The sequence below is a fragment of the Fibrisoma montanum genome (assembly GCF_003583365.1).
Lineage (GTDB): Bacteria > Bacteroidota > Bacteroidia > Cytophagales > Spirosomataceae > Fibrisoma > Fibrisoma montanum.
Map to the genome: position 1 here is coordinate 12,259 of NZ_QXED01000009.1, position 23,597 is coordinate 35,855.

General features: G+C 53.5%; 25 protein-coding genes. 4 read left to right on the forward strand and 21 right to left on the reverse strand.

Going from position 1 to position 23,597, the window contains the following annotated elements:
- Positions 1–41 precede the first annotated feature (41 nt).
- The 4 genes from DYU11_RS25830 to mce form a co-directional block, all read right to left on the reverse strand.
- The gene (locus DYU11_RS25830; RefSeq protein ID WP_119670632.1) at positions 42–1,418 is read right to left on the reverse strand and encodes a cystathionine beta-synthase; all 1,377 of its coding nucleotides are present in this window, start codon (positions 1,416–1,418) and stop codon (positions 42–44) included.
- Positions 1,419–1,420: 2 nt separating this feature from the next.
- On the reverse strand, positions 1,421–1,993 hold the full coding sequence (locus DYU11_RS25835) for a hypothetical protein (RefSeq protein ID WP_119670633.1): 573 nt from the start codon (positions 1,991–1,993) through the stop codon (positions 1,421–1,423).
- Positions 1,990–3,060 carry an AAA family ATPase gene (locus DYU11_RS25840; RefSeq protein ID WP_119670843.1) on the reverse strand — a complete coding sequence of 357 codons (1,071 nt, stop codon included), beginning with the start codon at positions 3,058–3,060 and terminating at the stop codon, positions 1,990–1,992. The genes DYU11_RS25835 and DYU11_RS25840 overlap by 4 nt, the downstream gene beginning before the upstream one ends.
- 70 nt (positions 3,061–3,130) lie before the next feature.
- On the reverse strand, positions 3,131–3,538 hold the full coding sequence (gene mce / locus DYU11_RS25845; protein ID WP_119670634.1) for a methylmalonyl-CoA epimerase: 408 nt from the start codon (positions 3,536–3,538) through the stop codon (positions 3,131–3,133).
- Positions 3,539–3,619: 81 nt separating this feature from the next.
- On the opposite strand from mce, the gene DYU11_RS25850 reads away from it, so the two are divergent.
- The gene (locus DYU11_RS25850) at positions 3,620–3,946 is read left to right on the forward strand and encodes a HesB/IscA family protein (protein ID WP_119670635.1); all 327 of its coding nucleotides are present in this window, start codon (positions 3,620–3,622) and stop codon (positions 3,944–3,946) included.
- Positions 3,947–4,023: 77 nt separating this feature from the next.
- On the forward strand, positions 4,024–4,596 hold the full coding sequence (locus DYU11_RS25855) for an acyl-CoA thioesterase (RefSeq protein ID WP_119670636.1): 573 nt from the start codon (positions 4,024–4,026) through the stop codon (positions 4,594–4,596).
- Between the two features lie 114 nt (positions 4,597–4,710).
- Here the strand turns inward: DYU11_RS25855 and DYU11_RS25860 are convergent, their stop codons facing one another.
- The 9 genes from DYU11_RS25860 to DYU11_RS25900 all read right to left on the reverse strand — a co-directional run bounded on the left by DYU11_RS25860 (position 4,711) and on the right by DYU11_RS25900 (position 12,256).
- Complete coding sequence (locus DYU11_RS25860) at positions 4,711–5,751, reverse strand: methionine synthase (RefSeq protein WP_119670637.1); 1,041 nt, start codon at positions 5,749–5,751, stop codon at positions 4,711–4,713.
- 84 nt (positions 5,752–5,835) lie between these two features.
- Positions 5,836–6,204 (reverse strand): nuclear transport factor 2 family protein, encoded by a 369-nt coding sequence (locus DYU11_RS25865; protein WP_119670638.1) that lies wholly within the window; start codon positions 6,202–6,204, stop codon positions 5,836–5,838.
- Positions 6,204–7,610: a Gfo/Idh/MocA family protein gene (locus DYU11_RS25870; protein ID WP_119670639.1), complete on the reverse strand. Its 1,407-nt coding sequence runs from the start codon at positions 7,608–7,610 to the stop codon at positions 6,204–6,206. The genes DYU11_RS25865 and DYU11_RS25870 overlap by 1 nt, the downstream gene beginning before the upstream one ends.
- Before the next feature lie 49 nt (positions 7,611–7,659).
- Complete coding sequence (locus DYU11_RS25875; RefSeq protein ID WP_119670640.1) at positions 7,660–8,169, reverse strand: GNAT family N-acetyltransferase; 510 nt, start codon at positions 8,167–8,169, stop codon at positions 7,660–7,662.
- Between the two features lie 5 nt (positions 8,170–8,174).
- Positions 8,175–8,537 carry a cupin domain-containing protein gene (locus DYU11_RS25880; RefSeq protein WP_119670641.1) on the reverse strand — a complete coding sequence of 121 codons (363 nt, stop codon included), beginning with the start codon at positions 8,535–8,537 and terminating at the stop codon, positions 8,175–8,177.
- The gene (locus tag DYU11_RS25885) at positions 8,530–9,336 is read right to left on the reverse strand and encodes a sugar isomerase domain-containing protein (protein ID WP_229366051.1); all 807 of its coding nucleotides are present in this window, start codon (positions 9,334–9,336) and stop codon (positions 8,530–8,532) included. Before DYU11_RS25885 ends, DYU11_RS25880 begins: the two co-directional genes overlap by 8 nt.
- The gene (locus DYU11_RS25890; protein WP_119670643.1) at positions 9,333–10,229 is read right to left on the reverse strand and encodes an ROK family protein; all 897 of its coding nucleotides are present in this window, start codon (positions 10,227–10,229) and stop codon (positions 9,333–9,335) included. Before DYU11_RS25890 ends, DYU11_RS25885 begins: the two co-directional genes overlap by 4 nt.
- The gene (locus DYU11_RS25895) at positions 10,226–11,011 is read right to left on the reverse strand and encodes an SDR family NAD(P)-dependent oxidoreductase (RefSeq protein WP_119670644.1); all 786 of its coding nucleotides are present in this window, start codon (positions 11,009–11,011) and stop codon (positions 10,226–10,228) included. Before DYU11_RS25895 ends, DYU11_RS25890 begins: the two co-directional genes overlap by 4 nt.
- A 51-nt stretch (positions 11,012–11,062) precedes the next feature.
- Positions 11,063–12,256 (reverse strand): Gfo/Idh/MocA family protein, encoded by a 1,194-nt coding sequence (locus DYU11_RS25900; protein ID WP_119670645.1) that lies wholly within the window; start codon positions 12,254–12,256, stop codon positions 11,063–11,065.
- 113 nt (positions 12,257–12,369) lie between these two features.
- Here DYU11_RS25900 and pnuC point away from each other — a divergent pair, with 113 nt between their 5' ends.
- Together pnuC and DYU11_RS25910 are read left to right on the forward strand one after the other, a co-directional pair.
- On the forward strand, positions 12,370–13,053 hold the full coding sequence (gene pnuC / locus DYU11_RS25905) for a nicotinamide riboside transporter PnuC (RefSeq protein WP_119670646.1): 684 nt from the start codon (positions 12,370–12,372) through the stop codon (positions 13,051–13,053).
- 147 nt (positions 13,054–13,200) lie between these two features.
- Complete coding sequence (locus tag DYU11_RS25910) at positions 13,201–13,512, forward strand: isoamylase early set domain-containing protein (protein ID WP_119670647.1); 312 nt, start codon at positions 13,201–13,203, stop codon at positions 13,510–13,512.
- A 68-nt stretch (positions 13,513–13,580) separates the two neighbouring features.
- Here the strand turns inward: DYU11_RS25910 and DYU11_RS25915 are convergent, their stop codons facing one another.
- The 8 genes from DYU11_RS25915 to DYU11_RS25950 form a co-directional block, all read right to left on the reverse strand.
- Positions 13,581–14,516: a hydroxypyruvate isomerase family protein gene (locus DYU11_RS25915; RefSeq protein WP_119670648.1), complete on the reverse strand. Its 936-nt coding sequence runs from the start codon at positions 14,514–14,516 to the stop codon at positions 13,581–13,583.
- 25 nt (positions 14,517–14,541) lie between these two features.
- The gene (locus tag DYU11_RS25920; protein WP_119670649.1) at positions 14,542–15,375 is read right to left on the reverse strand and encodes an RpnC/YadD family protein; all 834 of its coding nucleotides are present in this window, start codon (positions 15,373–15,375) and stop codon (positions 14,542–14,544) included.
- The gene (locus DYU11_RS25925; protein WP_119670650.1) at positions 15,376–18,498 is read right to left on the reverse strand and encodes a PVC-type heme-binding CxxCH protein; all 3,123 of its coding nucleotides are present in this window, start codon (positions 18,496–18,498) and stop codon (positions 15,376–15,378) included.
- A 114-nt stretch (positions 18,499–18,612) separates the two neighbouring features.
- Positions 18,613–19,356: a Dph6-related ATP pyrophosphatase gene (locus tag DYU11_RS25930; RefSeq protein WP_119670651.1), complete on the reverse strand. Its 744-nt coding sequence runs from the start codon at positions 19,354–19,356 to the stop codon at positions 18,613–18,615.
- Positions 19,353–19,886 carry a bifunctional adenosylcobinamide kinase/adenosylcobinamide-phosphate guanylyltransferase gene (gene cobU / locus DYU11_RS25935; protein ID WP_119670652.1) on the reverse strand — a complete coding sequence of 178 codons (534 nt, stop codon included), beginning with the start codon at positions 19,884–19,886 and terminating at the stop codon, positions 19,353–19,355. Before cobU ends, DYU11_RS25930 begins: the two co-directional genes overlap by 4 nt.
- The gene (locus tag DYU11_RS25940; RefSeq protein ID WP_119670653.1) at positions 19,837–20,799 is read right to left on the reverse strand and encodes an ABC transporter substrate-binding protein; all 963 of its coding nucleotides are present in this window, start codon (positions 20,797–20,799) and stop codon (positions 19,837–19,839) included. Before DYU11_RS25940 ends, cobU begins: the two co-directional genes overlap by 50 nt.
- Before the next feature lie 105 nt (positions 20,800–20,904).
- Positions 20,905–21,492 carry a DUF6580 family putative transport protein gene (locus DYU11_RS25945; protein ID WP_119670654.1) on the reverse strand — a complete coding sequence of 196 codons (588 nt, stop codon included), beginning with the start codon at positions 21,490–21,492 and terminating at the stop codon, positions 20,905–20,907.
- A 14-nt stretch (positions 21,493–21,506) separates the two neighbouring features.
- Positions 21,507–23,489 (reverse strand): TonB-dependent receptor plug domain-containing protein, encoded by a 1,983-nt coding sequence (locus DYU11_RS25950; protein WP_119670655.1) that lies wholly within the window; start codon positions 23,487–23,489, stop codon positions 21,507–21,509.
- Positions 23,490–23,597 lie beyond the last annotated feature (108 nt).

Genomic DNA, 23,597 nt, shown 5'->3' on the forward strand with positions numbered 1-23,597 from the left:
GCCGTATTCCCTTCCTCCTTTTCTCCCTTACTCTCTCACAGTCAATTCGTCATTGCAGCCAGCAGATCAGCCTGGGTGATGATGTGCACCTGCTGTGTTTCATCGCGCACCAACAAGGCTTTGTTCTCGCGATCAATCAGTGATGACAGTACGTCGACGGTGTTGTCCAGCCCTACGAACTTAAACGGCTTATCCATCACCTCACTCACCGGCTGATCTTTAATGGCCGGGTCTTCGATCAGGCGGCTGAGCACCGTTGAGTCGGTCAGGCTGCCCACGATGTGACCGCTTTCATCCGTGACCGGAATCTGCGAAATGCCGTTTCGGTTCAGCGTTTGAATCGCCTGACTTACCGTTACACCCGCCCCGATGGTAGTCAGTTGCGACCGGCCGTTCTTGGCATGGACGATATCGCGGGCGGTTTTGAACGCCCGGTCCTCAAGGAAGCCGTGATCCTTCATCCACGTATCGTTGTAGATTTTGGCCAGGTAGCGCGTACCGTGGTCGGGCAGGATAATGACCATCACGTCGTCTTCCTTCAGGTGTTCGCGGGCGTATTCCAGCGCGCCATGCACGGCCGTTCCGCACGACCAGCCAATGAACAGCCCTTCCTCCCGCGACAGTCGGCGGGCCATAATAGCCGCGTCCTTATCGGTTACTTTGATAAAGTGGTCAATCACCTCAAAATCAACGTTCTGCGGCAGGATATCCTCGCCAATCCCCTCGGTCAGGTACGGATAGATTTCGTTGGAGTCAAAGATGCCGGTTTCCTTGTATTTTTTGAACACCGAGCCGTAGGTATCCAGCCCCACCGTAACGATGTCCGGATTCTGCTCCTTCAGGTACTTCGACGTACCGCTGATCGTGCCACCGGTACCTACCGAAGCCGCGAAGTGCGTGATTTTACCGTCAGTATCGCGCCAGATTTCAGGACCGGTCGTGTCGTAGTGGGCGGCCGTGTTCGACAGGTTATCGTATTGATTCGGGTACAGCGAGTTGGGGATTTCCTGATTCAGCCGCTTCGCTACCGAGTAATACGAACGTGGGTCTTCCGGCGCTACGTTGGTCGGGCAAACGATCACCTCAGCGCCCACCGCCCGCAGAATGTCAATCTTCTCCTTCGACTGCTTGTCAGCCATGGTGAAGATGCACTTGTAGCCTTTCCCGATTGCCGCCAGGGCCAGACCAAAGCCCGTGTTGCCGCTGGTGCCTTCGATGATGGTACCACCCGGTTTGAGTCGGCCGTCTTTTTCAGCGTCCTCAATCATCCGAATCGCGATACGATCTTTGACCGAGTTGCCGGGGTTAAAGTATTCGGCTTTCACCAGAATGGTGCCCGGAATGCCCTTGTTGACTTTGTTGAGTTTGACCAACGGCGTATTGCCAATGGTTTCGATGATATTGTTGTAGTATTTCATGGCTACGTTTTGTTGTACTCGTTGAGAAAGGCGGTTATTTGTTTATGGAAGTGTTTGAAACTCTCTGAACGTTGCTCTAACCATTCAACATCCAAATGAACTAAAATGTCATTCGCAATTTCAACTTGCTTAGCAGCCACCTTTGTGCCTGCATAAACGGCCTGTTTAGCTGAAGAACGAGGTTGAGGTTCTAATGGCGTATTCTTACCAGGCTCTTCACTATGCCGTTTAATGTACCAAAGCCAGTATTCGATGCATTGTACCGGTAACATCAACACAGCCGGATGGTCTTTACATTTACCCGCGTAATGATTCTGCCGAATTGCAATTATTGGCTTATGTTCAGTGTCTATATCACGACCAACAAAGAGCACATCCAAGCCGAGTAGAGCGCGTTGACGCAAGGCCTCTGGTAAAAGACTATCCACTTGCTTACCATTACCTGCTTTAAACCGCCAGCGCTCATTTTCATCTTCAATGAACGTATTGGGATACTGTTGATTCAGATATTTTTCCAAAAAGTTACGCTGGGCTTCATCTTCACCGAAAAAGGCGTACGTAATAATTTTACTCATTTTGGCACACCTCCCAGAAAGCCAACCGTCCAGGCATCACCTAATGAGTCTGTATAATGGGGTGGCTCAATCCCCAACTCTTTACTCTTAGCGGTTTCTGGCTCGATTACATCGTATAGTAAATTATTGACATGCGTAGCTCCTTCTCCATCTTTATCAAAAATAAATACGGACTCCGGCATGTCTTTAAACATATCAACTACAATCGGACTATGTGTAGTCATGATGACTTGAACATCCTTTTCCTCGGATAGTCTTAGGATAAATTGAATTACCTCGTGAATCCGGCGCGGATGAATACCTTTCTCGGGCTCTTCGAGTAGAAGAAGTTTGGGCGGATTTGGCTGGTTAATGATACAGAGAAGGGCTACAAAATACAATGTACCTTCGGACAATTCGTCAGCCCAGTATTTTACATTTTGGCGATCATTTGTAAGACCAAGACGCTTAAAGGTTCCCGGTCCGAACAGCTTCACTAATCCTTCGTTTGACGGAATACTTTGGAAATTAATTTCGGTAAACTCAGGAACGCACTTATTTAAATCGTCTTTGATTTTGTCAAAAATTACTGGTTGATCATCCCTGATGAAATCAAAAAAAGCTATTAAGTTAGAAGCATCTGCATTAACTACTTCAGCTCCTGTACCGACTATTGAAGGCTGCGTTAATTTGTTAGGATCTGGCTTATAAATTATACAGGGGCCAAGTTTTGCCTTCATTTGTTCAGGATTGAAATGTAAAAAGCTACTATACCGTTGCCCCATTTTTGCCGCTTTTTGTATGGTAGCATTGTCGCCAACTATGCACACGACGCCTTCATCATCGCTTCGTTCATCAGAACTATATAGCAACTCAATCTTGATTTCTTTTCCTTTTTGCTGATTAAAAATCAAGCGCCCATATTCAGGCTCTTCCTGATTAGTATTATCCTTAACCATATATTCCAGCGCCTTCAAAAAATTCGTCTTTCCCGAGTTGTTGGGCCCGATGAGCAGATTCACCTTTTGCAGGTCGAGCGTGACGTCTTTCAGGCTCTTGAAATTTTGTATCGAAACGCGCTTCAGCATATCCCTTTTCTCCTTTATTTCGGACCGGCGACCCGGCTTCCCTTCTTTACTCCTCTCCTCCTTTCCTCCCTTACTCCTTAATTTCCTGACACAACTCCACCAACACTTCATTCGTCCCTTTCGGGTGCAGAAAGCAGACCAGCTTGTTGTCGGCTCCGCGCTTGGGGGTTTCGTTCAGGACGGTAAACCCCTCCCCTTTCAGGCGCTCCATTTCAGTCTGGATGTCATCCACCTCGAACGCAATATGGTGAATTCCTTCGCCTTTCTTGCCCAGAAACTTCGCGATCGGGCTGTCGGGACTAGTCGCTTCGAGGAGCTCAATTTTAGTCTGGTTCACTTTAAAGAACGACGTGGTCACACCCTCCGACTCGACGGCTTCGGATTTGTAGGGCGCTACGTTGAGCAGCTTGCTAAATAGTTCGTTGGATGCGTCCAGGTCGCGGACAGCGATGCCGATGTGTTCGACGTTCGTAAGCATAGGCAGAGAAAGAACTTTTCCGTTCGGCGGAAAGTTAATAGATTAGCGCCGATTCGCGTTCGTTACGATTCAAATACGACTATGGTTACTGTTTCAGATATCGCTAAGGATAAAATTGTTGAACTTCGCCGGAAGGACGGCCTGACCGATGAGTTTGCCATTCGCGTAGCCGTACAGGGCGGAGGTTGCTCTGGTCTGATGTACGACCTTCAGTTCGATGCGACGCAGCAACCAACTGACCACGTCGTCGAAGATAAAGGCATTAAAATTTTGGTTGACCGCAAAAGTCTGCTGTATCTTGCCGGTACAGAACTCGACTTCTCAGACGGGTTGAATGGCAAGGGATTCCAGTTTAAGAACCCGAACGCCACCCGGACCTGCGGCTGCGGTGAAAGCTTTGCCGTTTAAGAGTTTACCTTGATTAGTTGTGATTAAAGCATCGTCAGCTTCCATGGCGGTGCTTTTTTTGTTCTCCACCCTCCTTTATGTCGCTACCAGCCAAACCCGTTAGTGCTTCCCGCACGACCCTTACTGAACTCATGATTCCGTCGTACGCCAATTTTGGCGGCAAAATTCACGGTGGTATCCTGCTGTCTCTGATGGACAAAGCCGCGTATGCCTGTGCCTCCAAACACGCGGGCGAATACTGCGTTACGGTCTCCGTCGACGGGGTTAACTTCCGGCAGCCCGTCGATGTCGGCGATCTGGTATCGCTGATGGCCTCGGTGAATTATGTTGGCCGCACGTCACTCGTGGTAGGCATAAAAGTGATCGCTGAGAACGTGAAACTAAGAACAGTCAAGCACACCAATACGTCCTATTTTACGATGGTAGCGAAGGATGACGACGGCAAACCAACCGAAGTGCCTCCGCTTCAGCTCGAAACGACCGAAGATGTCCGGCGCTTTCTGGAAGCGATGAAGCGGAAGGAACTGCGGGCCACTTTTGGCGAGCACTTCGACAACGCCGTAACGCGTATGCTGTTACATGAAAATGTAGATAAGCTACAAAGTGAGCGGTGTGCGCTGGCTGATTCGTTGCGAGAAGAGTTATCTTAATTTTTGTCATGCTGCCGATAGGAAGCATCATTGGTAGGAAATGATGTTTCTCACCCGGAGATGCTTCCTATCGGCAGCATGACAAAAGCAATTACTACATCAATTCAATAAGCTTCAGCTCTCAACACCAATCTCCTGCCGTACCTTCTTCGCGCCCGCGACCATATTCGCCAGCTTCTGTTTGGCGGCCCAGCGGGCGGTTTGGCTCAGACCGCAATCCGGCGCAACGGCGAGTTTTTCGGCCGGTACGTACGGCAGGCACTTCCGAATGCGCTCGGCAACATCGTCGGGCGTTTCGATGTAGTAGCTTTTGACGTCAATAACACCCACCGCTACGTCGAACTTCTCGGCAAAACGCTCCAGCAGGTTTACTTCGGCAAAATTGAGAATGGTCATTTCGGAGTGAAGTTCATCGACCGTCATATCCAGAAAGTCGGGGAGCATGGGCGCGATGGTCTTTTTACCGACCGAACGGCCTTTGTAATTACCGAAACAGAGGTGCATCGACAGCCGCGTTTTACCCACGCCCGGCGCTATTGTCCGGTTGAATATATCGACAAACCGCTTCGTATCTTCTTTGTAGGCGTAGCAGCTCATCGACGGCTCGTCGACGCAGATTTCCGGAACGCCCAGGGCTACTAAATCAGCAATTTCTTTGCTGACCAACGGCAGCAATGCTTCGGTTACCTCCCAGCGGTCTTTGTATAAACTACCCGGCAACAAGCGTCCACTCAGTGTGTAAGGGCCCGGAATCGACACCTTCAGCCCCTGCCCCTCGGGTGCCAGCCGTTTCAGGCGCTGGTATTCTTCCACGACGCCCAGGCCCCTCGGAGCAGTCAGCGGCTCGACAATGTTATGCTTACCACGCTGATCATGAGCGGGTGGACCGAATCGGCGGAGTTCGGTTTCATTGTTCTGAATCCCCTTGATGTAGCCGTAAAACGACAGGTTAAAATCAAAGCGGGTTTGCTCACCGTCGGTGATGACATCAAGACCAGACGAAACCTGATCATGTACCGACGCGACAACGGCATCCTCAATCATTTCGCTGATGTCGGCGGGGCCAAACGATGCGAGATGCTGGCTCGAAAACTCAAGCCAGCCCGGAAACGGCATTGAGCCGACAACAGTGGTTTTAATTGGTACGGGTTGCATAAAAAAGGAGGAAAGGAGGAAGGAGGAAAGGAGAAAGGGAATGGCATTCCATCCTCCTTTCTTTCTTTTATCTCTCCTCCTTTTTTAACTATAATCGGTTAGTTGAGAAATTTTACCGTCTTTAAAGCGAAAAAAGCTGACTCCACGAAGCACCAGCGTATCACCCGCTTTCTTCTCGTCGGACAGATCGTGAGCCAGTGTCGCGTGATAATCGACCTCAACCGCGGCTGTGTCGGTACCCAGAACCAGCGAACGCACCAGTTGCATTCGCTCGGCAAACAACTCAACCGAACGACAGGCTAGTTCCGTGAAAGCGGCTTTGCCGTGGATAGTCAGGACGCCGTCAGTATTTGAAACGTTTTCGAAGGTAATATCGTCGTGGAGTACGTCCAGCATCCCGGCTACGTCCATTCGATTGTAGGCTGCGATGTACGCGTCGATCAGTTCTTCCATCAGGTTGTCAGTAACTTCATAGTAACCGGGTCCCAGTTGATCACCCGGCGTTTTTCGGCGCTCAGGTTGGCCGCCAGCGAAGGCGCGGCTGCCCGAAGCCCAAAGACCGCATCCTCCCGAACCGTCCCCTGCCCACGCACGGCATTGAAGAACGTAATCATGTGGTCGAGCCGGTCGTCATAGCCCTGGGGTGCATTGAATACCTCCTCCGGTTCGCGCTGCACCGAGCGGGTGTATTGCCCTTCCGGGTATCTCTGATCATACTGCTGGATAAACGTTTCCTGCATCGCCTGCGGGTACGTAAACAGCGCATCGTAGCCCCGGCTGAACATGGGCGCGGTCGGGCGTTTGAGCCGACGTAACGTAAATTCATTCCAGCCGATGTCAATTACACCCTCCGTACCGACCAGACGCGTATGGATTGAGCCACCGGCACCCTCGGCCAGATTTACCCGCGTAGTAAACTGAAACGATGGGTGTTTGTCGGTTTTGGGATATTCCATAATCGCCGTAACGAGATCGTAGGCGTCGCGGCCATCTTTCCAGTAGTTCAGGTCGCCCAGCGAAAAGATGCGGGTAGGCCCGTTGGATTCGGTGATGGTATGCAGGCCAGTAATCAGGTGGACAAACAGATCGCCTGCTACGCCGGTGCCGTATTCTTTGTAATTCCGCCAGCGGAAAAAACGCGTCGCGTCGAAGGGGCGTTTGGGGGCGTCGCCGAGGTAGCGGTCCCAGTCGATTTCTTTCGGATCAACGGTCGGCGGCATGGTGTACTGCCAGGCTCCCAATGCGTCGGAGCGGTCGACAAACGCTTCCACGAACGTCAGCTCGCCGATGGCACCCTGCTCGTAGCGTTTCTTGGCTTCCAGTACAGCCGCACTACTGGCCCGCTGGCTCCCCACCTGAAATACCTTGCCCGATTTTTTATGGGCATTGATAACGGCCTGGCCTTCTTCGATATGATGCACCATCGGTTTTTCGCAGTACACGTGCTTACCGGCGTTGAGCGCATCAATCGACATACGGTCGTGCCAGTGGTCCGGTACGCAGATCAGCACCGCATCGACATCTGGCCGCTTCAGGATCTCGCGGTAGTCGCGGGTGGTTTGAATATCAGCGCCCCACACTTCTTTGGCACGAATCAGACGCTGGTCGTACAGGTCGGCCACCGCCACTAGTTTGGTTCCGGGCACTTTCAGAGCCGTGTTGCAGTCGTAATGGCCGATGATGCCGGCCCCAATCAGGGCAATGTTGACGGTGTCATTGGCGGATTGCGGTCGGATGGGTTCAATCAGGTGTTCGCGGTGAATGGGTTTTGCTCCGGCGTTAGCAAGGGTCGATACCCCGGCAAGCATGGCTGTGGTACCACCAATCTGACGCAAAAATCGGCGACGGGATTGAGACATTTTAAGGAAGGATTTAGGTAAGGGTAAAAGACGAAGATAGGAATAAAAGCTACTCATCGAACATAAACTCCCACCACAGCAGGTGCTCGACCCGGCCGAACAGACGAAAGCCATTTTTCTCAAGCACTTTCTGCGACGCTACGTTCTCGACATCCGTATCGGCAACCACGCGCCGGATACCAGGCTGCCGTCTCGCCCAGGCCAGCAGGCCACTCACCATTTCAGTCATGTATCCCTGCCGCTGAAAAGCCGGGTACGTCCCGTAGCCGATTTCGACCGTACCGGTTTCGTCGGGTTCTCCTTTGAATTTGGCATCGGCAACAATCTGCTGCCTATCGCGATCGATGGCGATCCAGATCGTATGGTAAATGGGGTCAAAAGTTGGGTCTTTGAGCCGGGGAACGGTAAAATGAACGATTACGCTGAGCAGCGGCTCCGTCACCTGCCGGTGGCCGGGCAGCAAACCCAGCATTTGCTCAAGCCGGTGGTTGTCGGCTACGTGCAGTTGAAGTTGCTGGAGCGTCAGCGGAACAAGCGTCAGGCGCCGGGTGGTGATCATGCAACTCAGATACTCTCTAATTCTTTCCGGGTACGTTCATTGTCGACCGCGCCCGTGTTAACGGTAGTCGTCGGCTCCAGCATCATAATCCAGACCTCCTCGCCGTTGGTCTGCGGCCGATGCTCCACTCCTCTGGGCACAATCAGCATTTCACCGGGGGCTATCTCGACGGTTTTGTCCCGAAACTCCATAATCAGCGTACCTTTCCAGACCAGAAACAGTTCGTCTTCCAGCTCATGGCTGTGCCAGATGAACTCATCCTTGACCTTGGCAATTTTGACGTGCTGGCCGTTCAGTTCGCCGATGACGCGAGGATTCCAGTGGTCCTCAAACAGGCTGTATTTGTCAATGATGTTGATTTTATCCATGGTAGTCTGACGTTGATACGTAGGAAGCAATCCCAACTTTTTCGTACAGCTTCGCCAGCCGGTGAGCGTGTTCGTCGTAAGCCGCTTCGAACAGCTCAACGGCGCGTTCGGGGCCTACCACGGCTCCTGCACTCAGGACTTTAGGCGGCTGCCCGGCTTCGGTCAGCATCCGGGCTACCTCAGCTTTGATGCAGTTGACCAGCACCGCTCCACCAACCGTACTGCCCGGTGCTACGGGTGTGTCCAGTCCCGGCACCGTCACCATGGCGTCGCCGACGGGAGCGCCCGTGTCCAGAATCAGGTCCGCAAAGTCCCCGAGTTTTTTACCATCGCTACGTTTGCTGGTGCTTTTTTCGGAATGCTCTTTCGTGATCAGCGCCACGACCTTAACGCCATGTTTCTGAAAGATTTCGGCCATCTCGATCGGCACAACGTTGCAGCCCGACGACGAAATAATGAGCGCAGCATCCATGGCACTCAGGTCGTAGTTACGCAGGATGCGGTCGGCGAGGCCCGGTACATTTTCCAGGAACATGGCCTGCCGCTGGCCGTTTGCCCCGACAACCAGGTTATGGAACGTCAGTGATAATTCAACGATGGGGTTAAAACCAGGAAACGACCCGTAGCGTGGCCACATCTCCTCGACCATAATCCGGCTGTGACCGGAGCCGAAAACGTGCACCATACGGCCCGCCAGAATCGAATCGGCAAACCAGCGGGCAGCTTGTTGTATTTGTGACTCCTGCTGCCCGACCGTATCGAGAATGGCGCGGCATTTTTGAATGTATTGATGGATCATAGTGATGTTTGTATAGCAAAACTCGCGGCCCCGATCGCCCCGGCCATGTCGCCGAAATGGGCAATCCTGACCGGTGTCGACTGCCCACCCGGACGCCATTCGTACAGGCTCATAAATTCGGCCAGGGGCAGGAGGAGGTCATCTTCAGCCTGCGTGATACCGCCCCCCAGCACTACCAGTTCCGGCGAGAAACAGTTTATCAGCGAACTTACGCCCACCGCCAGCTTCCGCACGGACGTCAGCCAGAGCCACTGTGCAAAATAATCGCCCCGTTTGTAAGCTTCCAGCAGTTGATACGTTGAGGAGAACCGGCCTAATGATCGCTTCTCGATGGTGGCGTTACCGATGGCATCCTCCAGACTGCCGGGCACGCCCGTAATGTCGCGTTCGCTTTCTGAATCGACCGTGATATGGCCCAAATGCCCTGCTTTCTGAAAGGCGCCCTGATGAAGCTTTCCATCAATCAGAATGCCGCCACCAACGCCCGTTCCGAGCGTCAGCATCACTACGTTTTTGTGCGCTTTAGCCACGCCGAAGCGACTTTCGGCCATCAGGGCTGCGTGGGCGTCGTTCACTACGAATACACGGTCATTCAGGAAGTGGCCCCAGTGGAACCCTTCCAGCCCCTGCAGCCGACCGGGCATGAACGCGATGTACTGGTTGGAATCATTGGGCAAGCCCGGTGCCGACAGCCCAATGGCCTTTACCGGCCCGGGGCTATGCTGCCGCAGATCGGCAACGGTTTCGGCGACGGCCTGTTTCCAATGGGCATCGCTTCGGTCGGTATCACTGTTGGTCGGGTGATAAAGCTGCTTCACGATTTCGCCCGTGTAGATGTCCATCAGTACGCCTTTGATCCACGTACCGCCGAGGTCAATGCCGATTGCGTTCATAGCTGTCCTTCAGAAATGCTCCATCCACCATCGACAGTCAAGACCTGTCCCGTAGTGAACTTTGACTGATCGGACATGAAATACACCGCGGCTCCATCGAGGTCGTTAGGCTGGCCGATGCGCCCGCCATCCAGGGGTTGTTTGGTACGGGTGAAGGCCATAATGGTGTCGTCATTGGCCGCTCGCTGGGCCATGGGCGTTTCAACTAGTGCCGGAGCCAATACGTTGACGCGGATGTTGTCGTGGGCGTAGTAGGCCGCGATCGATTTGGTAAAGCCGATTACCGCCGACTTCATAGCCGCGTAGGCATGCGTAGCAAAGTAAGCCGGCGACGGCGATGACCCCAGCACCGAACCCATGTTGAGAATAGCCCCGCCGGTTTTCTGCGCCCGAAACGCCCGGACGGCCGCCTGATTCGACAGCATCAATGAGGTCAGGTTCAGATTAACGGTGAAGTTCCAGCCTTCGAGGGTCAGATCATGAAGCGGCCCGTCGCCCATACGTCGGCCGCTGCCCCCCGCCACATGGTACAATCCATCGAACCTGCCAAATATGCTCTGGCAGAGTCCAATGGCTTTCGACGCCGTTTGTGGGTCGGCCGCGTCGCCCGACATCGCCAGCCCATCACCGTTGAGTTGTCGTTCAGCCGCCGTGCAGCTTTCCGGGTTCCGGCCAACAACAACGACTTTAGCCCCTTCGCGAACGAACGCCTGAGCCGCTGAGAGACCGATACCGGTTGTGCCGCCCACGACGACAATACATTTGTTAGTAAGCCAGGTCATTTTAAACAAGTAGAAAACAAGCTGGCGCAAGATACCCCCGCGCCAGTTCCGTTACACTAAATCCCGCTCGACGATCTTCCCGCTGGCTTTCTCTTTCAGAATCACCTTGTGCCGTCCGTCGTGGGTTACTTCTTCTTTAATCAGGTAGTGCTCGGCGTCGTATTCGGTCAGGGTTTGCTCCTGCTGAACGCCTTCTTTTCCACGCCATACGGGCAGGATCACCGGCTCCCATTGCTTGGTTTCGGCCGACTTGTAGGCTGCATCAAGGATGGCGTTTACTACGTAGCCGTCGTAGAAGGTTTCGGCGGGTTCGCGACCTTCCTCGGCTGAAACGAACATGTCCGTAAACATGTGGTTGTAGCCGAGGTCGTTGACTTCGTCGCCCACGGGGAACAGCCAGCCCGTATTGGATTCCGCTTTTTCGGCTACGTAGTCGGCTCCTTTTCCAGTGGTAAACATTTCGAAGCCCGTACGCAGGAAGTTGTTAATCCAGATCGTTCCCTCGGTGCCCATCACCTCGTCGCGCAGGTCCATCCCACCCCGGAACGTCCAGCTTACTTCGAACTGACCGATGGCACCGTTTTCGTACTTCACCAACGCAATCGCGTGGTCTTCGGCGTCGATGGGTTTCACCTGCGTAGCGGCCCAGCACATCACTTCCACCGGCCGAACGTCCTTACCGATGTAGTTACGGGCGATTTCGACGCAGTGACAACCCAGATCGAGCATGCAGCCGCCACCCGCCTGCTCTTTGTCCCAGAACCAGTTGGAATGTGGCCCAGGATGCGTTTCGCGCGACTTTGCCCACAAAATACGTCCGAGAGCACCGTTCTTAACCGTTTCCATGGACTTCAGAAACTTCGGCGTGTAGCAGAGGTCTTCCAGGTACCCTGCAAAAATGCCGGCTTCTTCAACTGCCTGCATCATTCGCAGCGCTTCCTCAGCATTGCGGCCCAGCGGCTTGGTGCAAACCACGTTTTTCTTGTGCTTGGCGCAGAGTTGAACGGCAGGCTCGTGTAGGTTATTGGGCAAGGCAATACAGACCATGTCCACGTCGGGATGGGCAATCACCTCCTCCATATCCGTCGACATGAACGAACAGCCGTAATCGTCGGCGAATTTTTTAGCGGTTTCTTCCCGGCGGGCGTAGATAGCTACCACCCGGTCGCGGCTGCGCTGGCCGTGCAGTGATTCAGCGTAAAAGCGGCCGATGAAGCCGCCCCCTAACATGGCAATGCGTTGCATAGATTGGTTGTTGGGTTAGTGAATAAAGCAGCCTGATTTAGTATGGCATAAACAAGGCAAGGCTGTACTTTCGCAGGGCTAAAGGTAAAACCCCCTGCTGATTACTTCCAACTATGACTGAATTTTTTGACATTAATACAATTGCCTTCACCCTGTGGGGCTATTCCATGAGTTATCTGGAGCTCGCGGGCGTATCAATTGGTGGACTAGCTACCTGGCTGGTTGCCCGCAACAATACATGGACCTGGCCGGCCGGCGTACTGAGCGCAGTGCTGTTTTTCTTTCTCTTTTATCAGATTCAGTTGTACCCCGACATGTTTCTGCAGGTGTTTTTCATCGTTACCTACCTGCGTGGCTGGTGGCGTTGGACACATCCGCAAGCCGATGAAGTGGTCCGGCAGCGTGAGCTCCGCGTCTCGCGGCTGACCACCCGGGAGCTGCTGGTCTGGCTATCGGCCGGGTTGCTGGCTACCTTACTCCTGGGCACGTTTGCGAGTCGGTTACACGAGTGGTTTCCTGTGCTGTTTACTAAGCCCAGCGCGTTTCCGTATCTGGACTCCTTCACCACCACCATGAGCATCATTGCTACCTTTCTGATGATTCCCAAAAAGCTTGAATGCTGGTATCTGTGGCTGATTATTGACTTGATTTCGGCCTACATGTATTACGTGAAAGGGGTAAAACTGGTTAGTCTCGAATACCTGATTTTTTGTTATTTTGCACTGGAAGGAGCGCGGAACTGGACCCGTGATTACCGGACTTACAGCCACTTATATACGAAAGGGGCCGTACAATAAAAAACTGTCTACTTTTTTAACGGCAGTATTAAACAAAATACATTGTTTAGTATTTTAGCAAGAAGTTTAGCCCATAAAGGCCTGACTATTATGATCTTGTAATTTTTGTAATATAATTTCGTCCCACGAACTAAACAATCGATCCGTATGGCTGTTGCCAAGCAATTTCTCAAAAGTAAACCGGTTGCTAAAGTAACGTTTGAATTACCGGCCGATGCCGTGAATGGTGCCAAGACTGTTTCGCTGGCTGGTGAATTTAATGGCTGGGATGTAAATGCCTCCCCCCTGAAGAAGCAAAAAGATGGTTCATACAAAACGACACTCGAACTTCCCGTAGGCGCAGAATATCAGTATCGTTTTGTACTGGATGGTGAAAAGTGGACAAACGATAAGGACGCTGACAAGTATGTTGAAAGCGGTGTTTCAAACGAAGAAAACTCAGTTGTTGTATTGAAGTAATCTGTACGATTCATAAAAAAACGCCCGGCCATGCGGTCGGGCGTTTTTTTATGAATCGTCAGTCTGTCTCAAACCTGAAAGCTATCCGACTCAACATAGGCCTTGATCAGCGCCACTTCGCCGTCCTTGCCAGGTTTTGAGTTCCCGTGTTCCATGCCGAAGATGAAATCGCGGTTGTCTTCCTTCATCTTCTTGTGAATGTGCTCGAATACCTTCTTGTAGTTGATTTCGCCCGTAGTCGGCTCTTTCCGGCCGGGGTTATCGCCAATCTGGAAATAGCCAATTTCGCTCCAGGCCCAGTTGATGTGCGGAATGATATGCCCTTCGTTTTTCTGCATGTGGTAGATATCAAACAGAATCTTACAGGCGGGGCTGTTTACCCCGCGGCAAATCTCGTAAGTCTGGTCTGATGTGCGCAGGAACAGATTGGGGGTATCGCTGAGCGGCTCCAGCACCATTACCAGGTTATTCGGCTCCAGGATTTCGGCCCCCCGGCGTAACGCATCAATTACGTGACCGGTTTGAATACCAATTGGCAGGTTACGGTCAAAATCACCGGGTACAACCGTCATCCACTTGGCGTTGCAGCGCTTAGCCGTTTCGACGGCCCGTTTGCAGCCATTCAGAAAAATATCAATGTGCTCTTTCTTACCGGCCGCGAGGGTGTTTTGTGAGTTGCCGCCTTTATCGACCACAAACACGCCCATAGTCATGCCGAGTCGATCGAGTTCTTTACCGATCTTTTCCTGCGTAGCCGCATCACGCCCCATCATGCCATTATCTTCCAGCGCGGTGAAGCCCATATCAGCCATGAATTTGAGCTGATCAATCAGGTCTTTACCAGCACTGTTCTCGAACATGCCGAAGTGCGGAGCGTACTTGAGTTTGAAACTGTTTTTGGCCAGTGAAGCCGGTTGTGAATGCCAGTCGCCGGCTGCGGCTCCCCCGGTAATTGCCGCTCCGGCCAGACCAAATGTCGATTTTACAAAGTTGCGTCGTTGCATAAAGGGTCTAGTGATTGATTGCTGACTATTGCTTGGCCGCTACCCAACGAACGTATTCAGCGGTTGTTTGAGTGGCTTCAGCAATTTGCTCTTCGGTTAAAATATTCTGCCTGATTAATTGTCGAATAACAATTTCTTTCTCTTTCTGAACCCCCTCCTCAACGCCTTTCTCAATGCCTTTCTCAATACCTTTTTCAATACCTTGCCGGTACCGAATATCGGTCTCCAGATCATATACCAGTGCCATCTTCTCTGAAATTTTAATGGTTAGTTCCTGCAAGTTACGGAGTTTAGATAATACTTCTAACTGCTTTATATAGCGGGCTAATCGCAGCGGTCTGGGTGTAAGTTCGCGCAGTTTTGTCAGAACTAAGGCCATAACTGTTTCCGGCGGATCAGCCCCAAAATTACCCAGTACGGACAGGAGGACTTCTTCTGGCGTATTAGACATCAGAAAGAGCTTGTAATCCACTTCCGACGCGTTTATCAGATTATACAGAAAGGTGATATTAGCTTCTATCACCTGCCTTTTCATCTGTGAGGCTCCTCTGCCAATATAAAAAACGTACTGTTTTACCGGCAGGCGGTATTTACGATACAGTAGCGCGAAATACTCAAGCATCCGTTCGGCCATATCCTCGTCGTCGGCCGTCTGAAACTCAAAGTGTAAAATATAATTATCTGACGTTTTGGGATGAATGACCTTCTTGAGAAAGTCAGGTCGGCGCTCAACCGTTATCTGTAAATCATCAGGAATCTCTTCAAGTGCCGGAATCGACAGATGGAGGAGTTTGGTGGCCAAAGGCACTACCAACTCCTCCAGGTTTTCCCGAAAAATTTTGTCGTACGTTTGCGACATTTACTTTTTCTTCAGACTAGCCAGATACTCCACCAGATCCACTAACTGCTGGGTACTCATGGCTTCCTGCAAACCAGACGGCATCATCGACGAGTCCATCTTCTTCATTGAGACGACATCGGCCATTTTGTAGTTTTGAGCCACTCCACCCGGGAATTTCATCTGGAGATCCGTCTCCGTTTTGCTGGCAATGATGCCCGCCATGGTGCTGCCGTCCTTGAACTTTACTTCGTAGCCTTCGTAGCCAAAACTGATACCTGCGTCGGGATGCAGAATGGCCAAGTACTGACCCTCTTTGGGCAGTTTGCTACCAATCTCCGACAGCTTCGGGCCAAAGTCCATGCCTTCGCCGTTTACCTGGTGACAGGTTGAGCAGTTGGTTTTGAACACAGTTACCCCACGGCTCGCGTCGCCGTTCATGGCCAGCAGTTCGTTCATCGTGGGTAACTTCTTGCCCTCAGCACTCTGCCCACCATCCAGATAGCTGGCTGCTTCTACGCGGATTTTCTTACGCCATGCACCACTGACGCCCTGCACGGCGGCTTTCTTGTAATCGCCTTTGATGTCTCCTGACTTCAGCAGGGCAATCACCATGTCTTCGCCGTTGCTGCTGCCTCCCAGCGCGCGGGTCGCTTCCATGCGTAATGCCGTCGACCGTTTTTCGTCCAGCGCTATGGTTTTCAATATCTCCAGCGATTCCTTGCTGCCAACCCGGCGCAACGCGGTCACCATGCCGACGGCAACGTCCGGATTCGTACCGTTCAGTACGTCCCACACCATCGAACTGCCTTTCTGTTTGAGCAGTTGACGGGCGGCTGCACTGCCGATGTTATCGCTGGGCTTGTCGAGGGCCAACTGACGGAGTCGGGCATTTTCGGAAGCCGGCTCGTAGCGGGCCACCAGTTCCATGTATTCCGGCTTGCCGTAGACCTGATCCAGCAGGTTCTGGAGGGCCGTCATGGCTACCTTGTTCTGTTGCACGAACGCCGGATCGAGGTGACGGAGTGCCAGTTTGTTTACATCCGTATTCTGGCCTGCCTGAATGATGCTCAGCAGCGCCGTTGACTTCTCGGTAGCGCCGGGGTTGAAATCGAACGCCCGGAAATAACGCAGTCGATTGTTCAGGTCAATACCCGGATCGGCAGCCAGTTTGGCCAGCAGGGGTACCGACTCCTTCGTGCGGGCCCGCCACACAATATCGCGTCCGGCGGCACTGGCGATGGCCGGTGCGCCGTCGCGGTCACCATTCATCTGTTTCAGCCAGGCACCATAGTAGCTGTCCCACTGACCGTCAGCACCAATGCCGAGGGCTTCAAGGTACCAGCGGTCTTTCCCATCGTGTTTGGCCGCCAGCTGTGCCCACAGGCCCGGTGCTTCAGGCGAAACGTTTCGACGTAACGCAATGGCGCACTCACGACGTACCTGCGGGTCTTCGTCGTTGACCAGTTGTTTTACGGCCGCGATGGCCAGGTCATTGTTGAGCTGACGAGCCGCCCGGAGCGCCGTAATGCGCAGATCCGGATTGGCATCTTTCAGCGCCGTTTCGATGTATGACTTACCCTTAGGCAGCTTACTCAACAGCCACAGCGCCCGGGCTTTCATGCGTGGGTCAGCGGCCGTTTTGTAAAGTTTGGCCAGCGGCTTTTCGGCTTTCGCCCCCATTTCGTGGAGCTTGTTCCAGCCTGCGTAGCGAATGGCCATGCTTGGACTTTGCAATGCCTCGATGGCTCCTTCGGTGGTGGAGACATCCACTTTCGGCTGTTTGTAGGGCGTATTAGGCGGAGCGACGCGGTACACCCGACCCCGGTTCTGGTCACCTGCCTGGTGCCCGCCTACCCCCGGATCGTACCAGTCGGCGATGATCAGCGAACCATCCGGTGCTACGCAGACGTCGGCCGGGCGGAACCACTGGTCTCGGGCGCCTTCCAGAACGTTGACGATATTGGCTTTATACCCGGCGCCGTCTTTCGTAACCGGATACGACCGCACTACGTTCGGACCCGCATCGCAGTGGATCATTTGTCCCTGAAATTGCTGCGGCAGCAGATTCCCTTCGTACACAATGATGCCCGTTGGCGAACCGGCACCGGTTTGCAGCAGATTCGGTACGACACCCGGGTCGTTCAAATGCCAGTGGCGCTTCGGAATATCGGGCTCGATATTGGTGCGATTCGCCTGCCAGCCTGCCCCCGTCATCTCGTCGGTATAGCCGTAGTTGCCGCCTTCCATGACGAAATTAATCCGAACGCCCTTGTTGCCGTCGTCATCGTTATCCGATTGCCAGAGTGTACCGTACGAATCAACCGCAACCTCGTAGTTGTTCCGAAAATTGTGGCCGAGCACTTCTACGTTGCCACCACCCGGATCGCAACGAAACACCATGCCCTGCCTGAAATTTTCTTTGTTGATGGCTTTCCCGGTAACCTTGTCAACGACCGGTTTACCGTCTTTATCGAGGAGCTGCTCGCCAGAGTTACCGAAGTTGAAATACCATTTTCCATCGGGCCCGAACACGAACGTATGCATGCCATGGTCGTGCTGCTCACCGCCGATTCCTGTGAAGAGGAGTTCTTTTTTGTCAGCCTTATCGTCGCCATTTTCGTCGGTGAAGACGAACACATTCGGGCTGTTCGACACGATCACTTTGTTACCCTGTACCCAGATGCCTAGGGGCGATTCAACGTCCGGCCCCTGATAGAACACCTTGCTTACGTCGGCCTTGCCATCGCCGTTCTGGTCTTCCAAGATGACAATCCGGTCGCCTTCCTTGTGGGTTGGGTTACCGTTAATGGCCGGGCGGTAGTTGTAGGCTTCACAGACCCAGACACGACCTTTGGCATCCACATCGATGTTCGTCGGATTGGTCAGCATGGGTTCGGCCGCGAACAGGGTAGCCTCCAGTCCCGGGGCGATGTTCAAACTACCAACGGCGTATTTCGGATCACGCTTGTCGTCGTCGTTTAACTCCGCAAAAAGCCGGGTCAGATACGGCTCCGAAGCCTGGTTGAGATTACGGTTCTGGTAGGCGCCAATAAGCGCTCCGCCCGCGAGCAATCCGGCCGCTGAAAAGGCCAGCGCCCGCCGGGCTATGGAAGATGAGAAGGGTGATCGGAAGGAAGTCATAAGCTGGAACGAGTAAGGCAACGCGCTGTACTATAACTCGTAAATTTAATAAGTAAAGGCGTACAAATGCCAAAACTACCGCTTCCGGCTTATGAATTATCCTGCTCTGGGTGGTTAGTGTATAGATACTTCCTGATGCGTCAACCGCAGGTCCTGATACCAGAAACCCGTATCCCAGACGCTATCGGTTTGGTCGGTGTGGCAGTCGCTGCCGCCGGATGGCGCGTAGGTCCGGCGCACCACTTCTCCTTTCTCGATCGGAATAGGCTGGGCGAACAGGGGGCCATCGTAAACGAACGTGTGGTACTCGCCGTTTTCTCCGCAGGGATCAACCGTTTTGGGCAGGTCTTTGAGTAAATCCAAATCCAGTTCACGGCCAACGAACTCCTGACCGAGCTGCTTCTCGTTTACACAGACCAGTACCGCCCGGAACCCCAGATCGACAAACGCATGAATCAGCTCCGTAGAACTACGTTGCCAGATCGGGAATACGCCCGTCAGACCGGCCCGCCGGAGCTGCGTTTCGCGGTATTGCCGGAGGTCCTCCAGAAAAATATCGCCAAAAATGGAGTGTGTAACGCCCTGCTGTCGAAATGCCTGTAGCGTTCCGAACATCCGGGCGTTGTACGTTTCCATCGATACCTCGCCGGGCAACAGCAATTGATGAAGCGGGAGCCCGAGTTGCCGGGCCTGCTCAGTCAGCAAGTCCGCCCGAACGCCGTGCATGCTGACGCGCTGGTGCTGCTTGTTGACGGTCGTTAGCAGGCTCAGTACGTCCCACTGCTCCGTATGGAGGGCATAATAAAGCGCCAGAGCCGAATCTTTGCCTCCGCTCCAGTTCATAATGGCTTTCTTCATGGTATCGCGGTTTTAATCGGCACGGGTATGCCACTAACCAGTAATGTAACGGCATCGGCCTGACCGGCCACGTATTGGTTCGCCCAGCCCTGCAAATCGGTAAACGCCCGGCCAATGGCGGTTTCAGCATGAACGCCCATGCCCAGTTCATTCGTCACGATAATGAATCGGCCGGGCATGGTCAGCAACGTATCGATTTCCTGCCTGAACAGTTGTAACGACTGGTCTACGTCCTGCCGGGTATCCTGAAAGAAATTGGTTAGCCAGAGCGTTACGCAGTCGATCATGACGACCTGGTTCGCTACCGGCAACCGGCTGACGTACCGCTGCTCCTCAAAAACAGTCCACTCCGAACCCCGGTCCTGCCGGTGATGGGTTACCCGCCCGGCAAACTCATCGTCCCAGATACGGGCCGTTGCTACGTAGACGGGCGTCTCGCTCCACGTTCGGGCCAGTTGCTGCGCATACCGGCTTTTACCGCTACGCGCCCCGCCCGTAATCAGATGCAGATAAGCTTGTCGTGGGAGCATGCAGTGCGTAGACTTTATGGTGTAAGGCTTCCGGAACGGTGAACAGATCGGGGTGAAAACAAGCCGCCAGGAGCTCAATACCATCTACTAAGGTAGCCGCCGACGGTTGCGTAAACAAGTCATAGTCGGCAATAAACACCGCTTTGTTCTGTACGGCCCGCAGTTCGTGCCAGCCGGGTTGCTGCTCCAGCACCGACAGTTCCTGAAGCGTCCGGTCGGTTGTGAAGCCGCAGGGCGCAATCACCAGCACCTCGGGATCGTACCGGCGAACCTTCTCCCAGGACGTTACAATACTGTCGCCCGAGGGGTTACCAAGCATGTCGATGCCACCGGCGTAGGCAATCTGATGCGGAATCCAGTGGCCGCAGTTGTAAATCGGGGCCATCCACTCCATCACCATAACGCGCTTCGGCAACGCCCGTTCGGCCCGCAACCGATCAATGACCGCGTTGATCCGGTCGCGCAGCCGTTGTAGATACGTGTAGGCCGCTTCTTCCCGACCCAGCGCCGAGGCAATAGCCACGGCCGTATCGAACACATCGGTCAGGCTTTGGGGCGTCAGCGCTACTACGGCAGGCTGTTTGGGCAGCCGATCCAGCACAGCCTGCGTACACTTCGTGTCGATCTGGCAGACTTCGCAGACATCCTGCGTAAAGATTACGTCGGGCGCAATCTGATGCAGCGCGTCCTCTTCCACGTAGTACAGGCTGCGTCCTTCCGCTTTGGATGCCGAAAAAATCCGGTCAATTTCCTCACTGCTGTAGTCGTGTCCTTCCAGTACGCAGCGCACCAGAATGGTTTTTTCGGCGCGGGCGGGTTCCGGGCATTCGAACGTGACCCCGAACAGCAGGTCCTGCAGGCCCATATCGTAGACCATCTGGGTGGCAGCAGGCAAAAACGAACAAGCTTTCATGTCTTTTTCTTTAAACGCAGAGAGCGCAGAGTAAGCGCAAAGGACGCTATGAAAATATAGCTCCGCGAACTCTGCGTATCCTCTGCGCCCTCTGCGTTTAAGCCTTTACGCCACTGCCAGTTTTGGATACCGTGACTGCAGCCACTCGAAACCGCCGAACAGCACCGCGCTATAAACCAACGTACCAGCCAGGAAATTACGCATGTAGGGAACACCCTGCAGAATGCACTGCTGCCAGCCTGCAAAGTCGCGGCTCAGCGGCAGGTTCGTGCGCAGGTCCGTACCACCCACCAGCCAGACACTCGTGTCGGCCAGCAGCCAGTGAGTCAGTGAGGCTACCAGGGCGGCTACCAGTACGTTCTTAACGGATACCTTCTGAAGCAGCACCTTACCATACCACACGATCAGCGCGAAGATGCCGTAGATCCAGTACCAGCCGTCGTACATGATGCCGAACTGACCATCCAGAAGGACGACGTTGACTACCAGATCACTGAGCCACAGGGTAAGCAGCGGCAGACCGAACGCTTTCCAGCGATTCGGAAAATACGAACCGCCGAAGAGGGCCATAGCGCCGATCGGTGAGAACGTAGAAATGGCCGACACCTGAACCGTATTCACGATACGTAATGCAGCCATCAGCCCGATGAACAGCAGCAGAACAACGAAGCGGGGATTGAGGGTTTGTTTCATATTTTCACTATGTGTTACCAAGTAAATCGTAAACCCACCATGGCGTTTCGGCCACGGGTATTGTATCCGTAAATGTCGACGTACTTCTCGTTAAATAGGTTACGCACATCGGCATACACCCGAAGCTGAGACGTCAGTTTACCCTCTGCATACAGATCAACGGTTGTGTAGCCGGCCAGCGTTACGTTGCTGGTTGACACGCCCCCAAAAAACCGGTCAGTCCGGGAGCCGATTGTGCGAACCGTCGCGTTGACCAGCAGCCGGGGTGTAATCTGATACCCGGCGCTGGCGTTCAATTGTACCCTGGGCCGACGAAACAGGTTGTTGTAGGTCGTATCCCGACCTTCGACCTGCGTGGTGATAGCCCCGTCGAGCCAGGTCAGGTTGGTCGTCAGCAGCAGCCGGTTAAACTGTCCCTGCGCTTCAAACTCCCAGCCGTGATCGTGCTGGCGATCAAAATTAATGTATCGACCGTACGGGTCTACGTTCAGCGACTCAAAAAACAGCACGTCCTGAATCTGCCGATCAAAATACACGACCCGTAGCCAGGCATTGCGGTTTTTGGTGAACACTTGGCCTCCCGCTTCAAACGTACGGCTACGCTCCGGTTTCAGGGCTTTGTTGCCGTAGGGTGAGAAAAGCTGGTAGAGTGTCGGTGCCCGGAAACCCGACGACAGGTTGACGAACAGCTTGATCTGATCAGCCAGCAGGTACGAAGGGTTGAACGAATACGTAACGACGTTGCCATACAGCGAATTCCGGTTGTATCGCCCGCCCAGCTCGATCGACAGACCTTTGTACGGCGTCACAATGCCCGTTGCATAAACGCCCAGTTGCCCAATGCGGGCGGTATCAGCCCCGATCGGTGGCGACTGGTACGGTCCGTATTCGCTGATGGACAGGTAGCTCTGGTCCGTGTTGCTGAATCGGTAATCGGCCCCCGTCAGCAGTTCGCCCCAGGTGTTTAGTTTCAGGGTGTGGTACACTTCGACGTAATGAGCCAGGCCGCCGTAGGCCTGGTATGAATAGTTTTCAAACGCGCCGGATTCGATGGCTGTCGAATCGTTTTTGTACGTCCGCCGACTATCACTCAGGCCGTAGTTTAACACCAATCGACCGCGCTGATGTATGTATTCCAGTCCAACGGCCGCCTGCTTGAATTCGTTGCGGTAGGAGAAATCCTTCTCGTCGGCAAACGCCCCGGCATCCAGATCAGTCCGGTACGCGGTTGTCAGGCCGCGCAGCTTTAGGGTCAGCTTCGGCGTCAACTGCAGGTTCAGATTGGCGAGTACGGCATTCTGCCAATAGCCGTCGTTGTCGAAATTCCGGGTGCCGGTCGTATCCGTGGCGGCCGAAAAGCCCGCCGACGACAGACGGGTATATTGTACGTTGTACGACAATTTCTCCGTTTGGCCACTCACGCCCACGGTCCCACGGAAGGTGTTATACGTACCGTAGTTCAGCGAGGCCGTTACCCCCACCGGCTTGCGGCCCTGCGCTTTGCGGGTAAAAATATTGATGACCCCGGCCACGGCATCCGAGCCATACGTTGTCGATTGAGCCCCGCGCAGAATCTCGATGCGATCGCATTCGCCGACCGTCAGCAGATTCAGATCGAACGTATTGGCCGATCCGGACGGGTCGTAGACTGGCAGTCCATCCAGCAGAATCAACGTATTGCCGGCCGATGCGCCACGCAGGTAGATATCGGGGTTGGTACCGAGCGGCCCGTTGGCACCAACAATCTGTAATCCTGCCTGCCGCGACAGCAGTTCGCTAACCGATTGTGTAGCGTAACGCTGTAATACCGAATCAGATAGTACCGTAACGACTTTACCGGTTTGCGACAGTTTTTGCTCGATCCGGTTGGCCGTAACCGTAACGGCATCCAGTTGCAGGGAGCGTTCTACCGAAGAATTGGGATTGTCCTGCGCCCAGGCAGGCAGGCAAAGTGCAGCCAGACAGGCCGCCAGTGAAGTACTTGTTTTGCTCATCATTAATCAGGTTGATTAAGTAATGAGCTGTCGGAAAGTGAAAATAAAAGATAGACAGGCAGGTAACCCGTCAATGGTCATCGTCCTGACCACGCCAATCGTTAGAAAAAC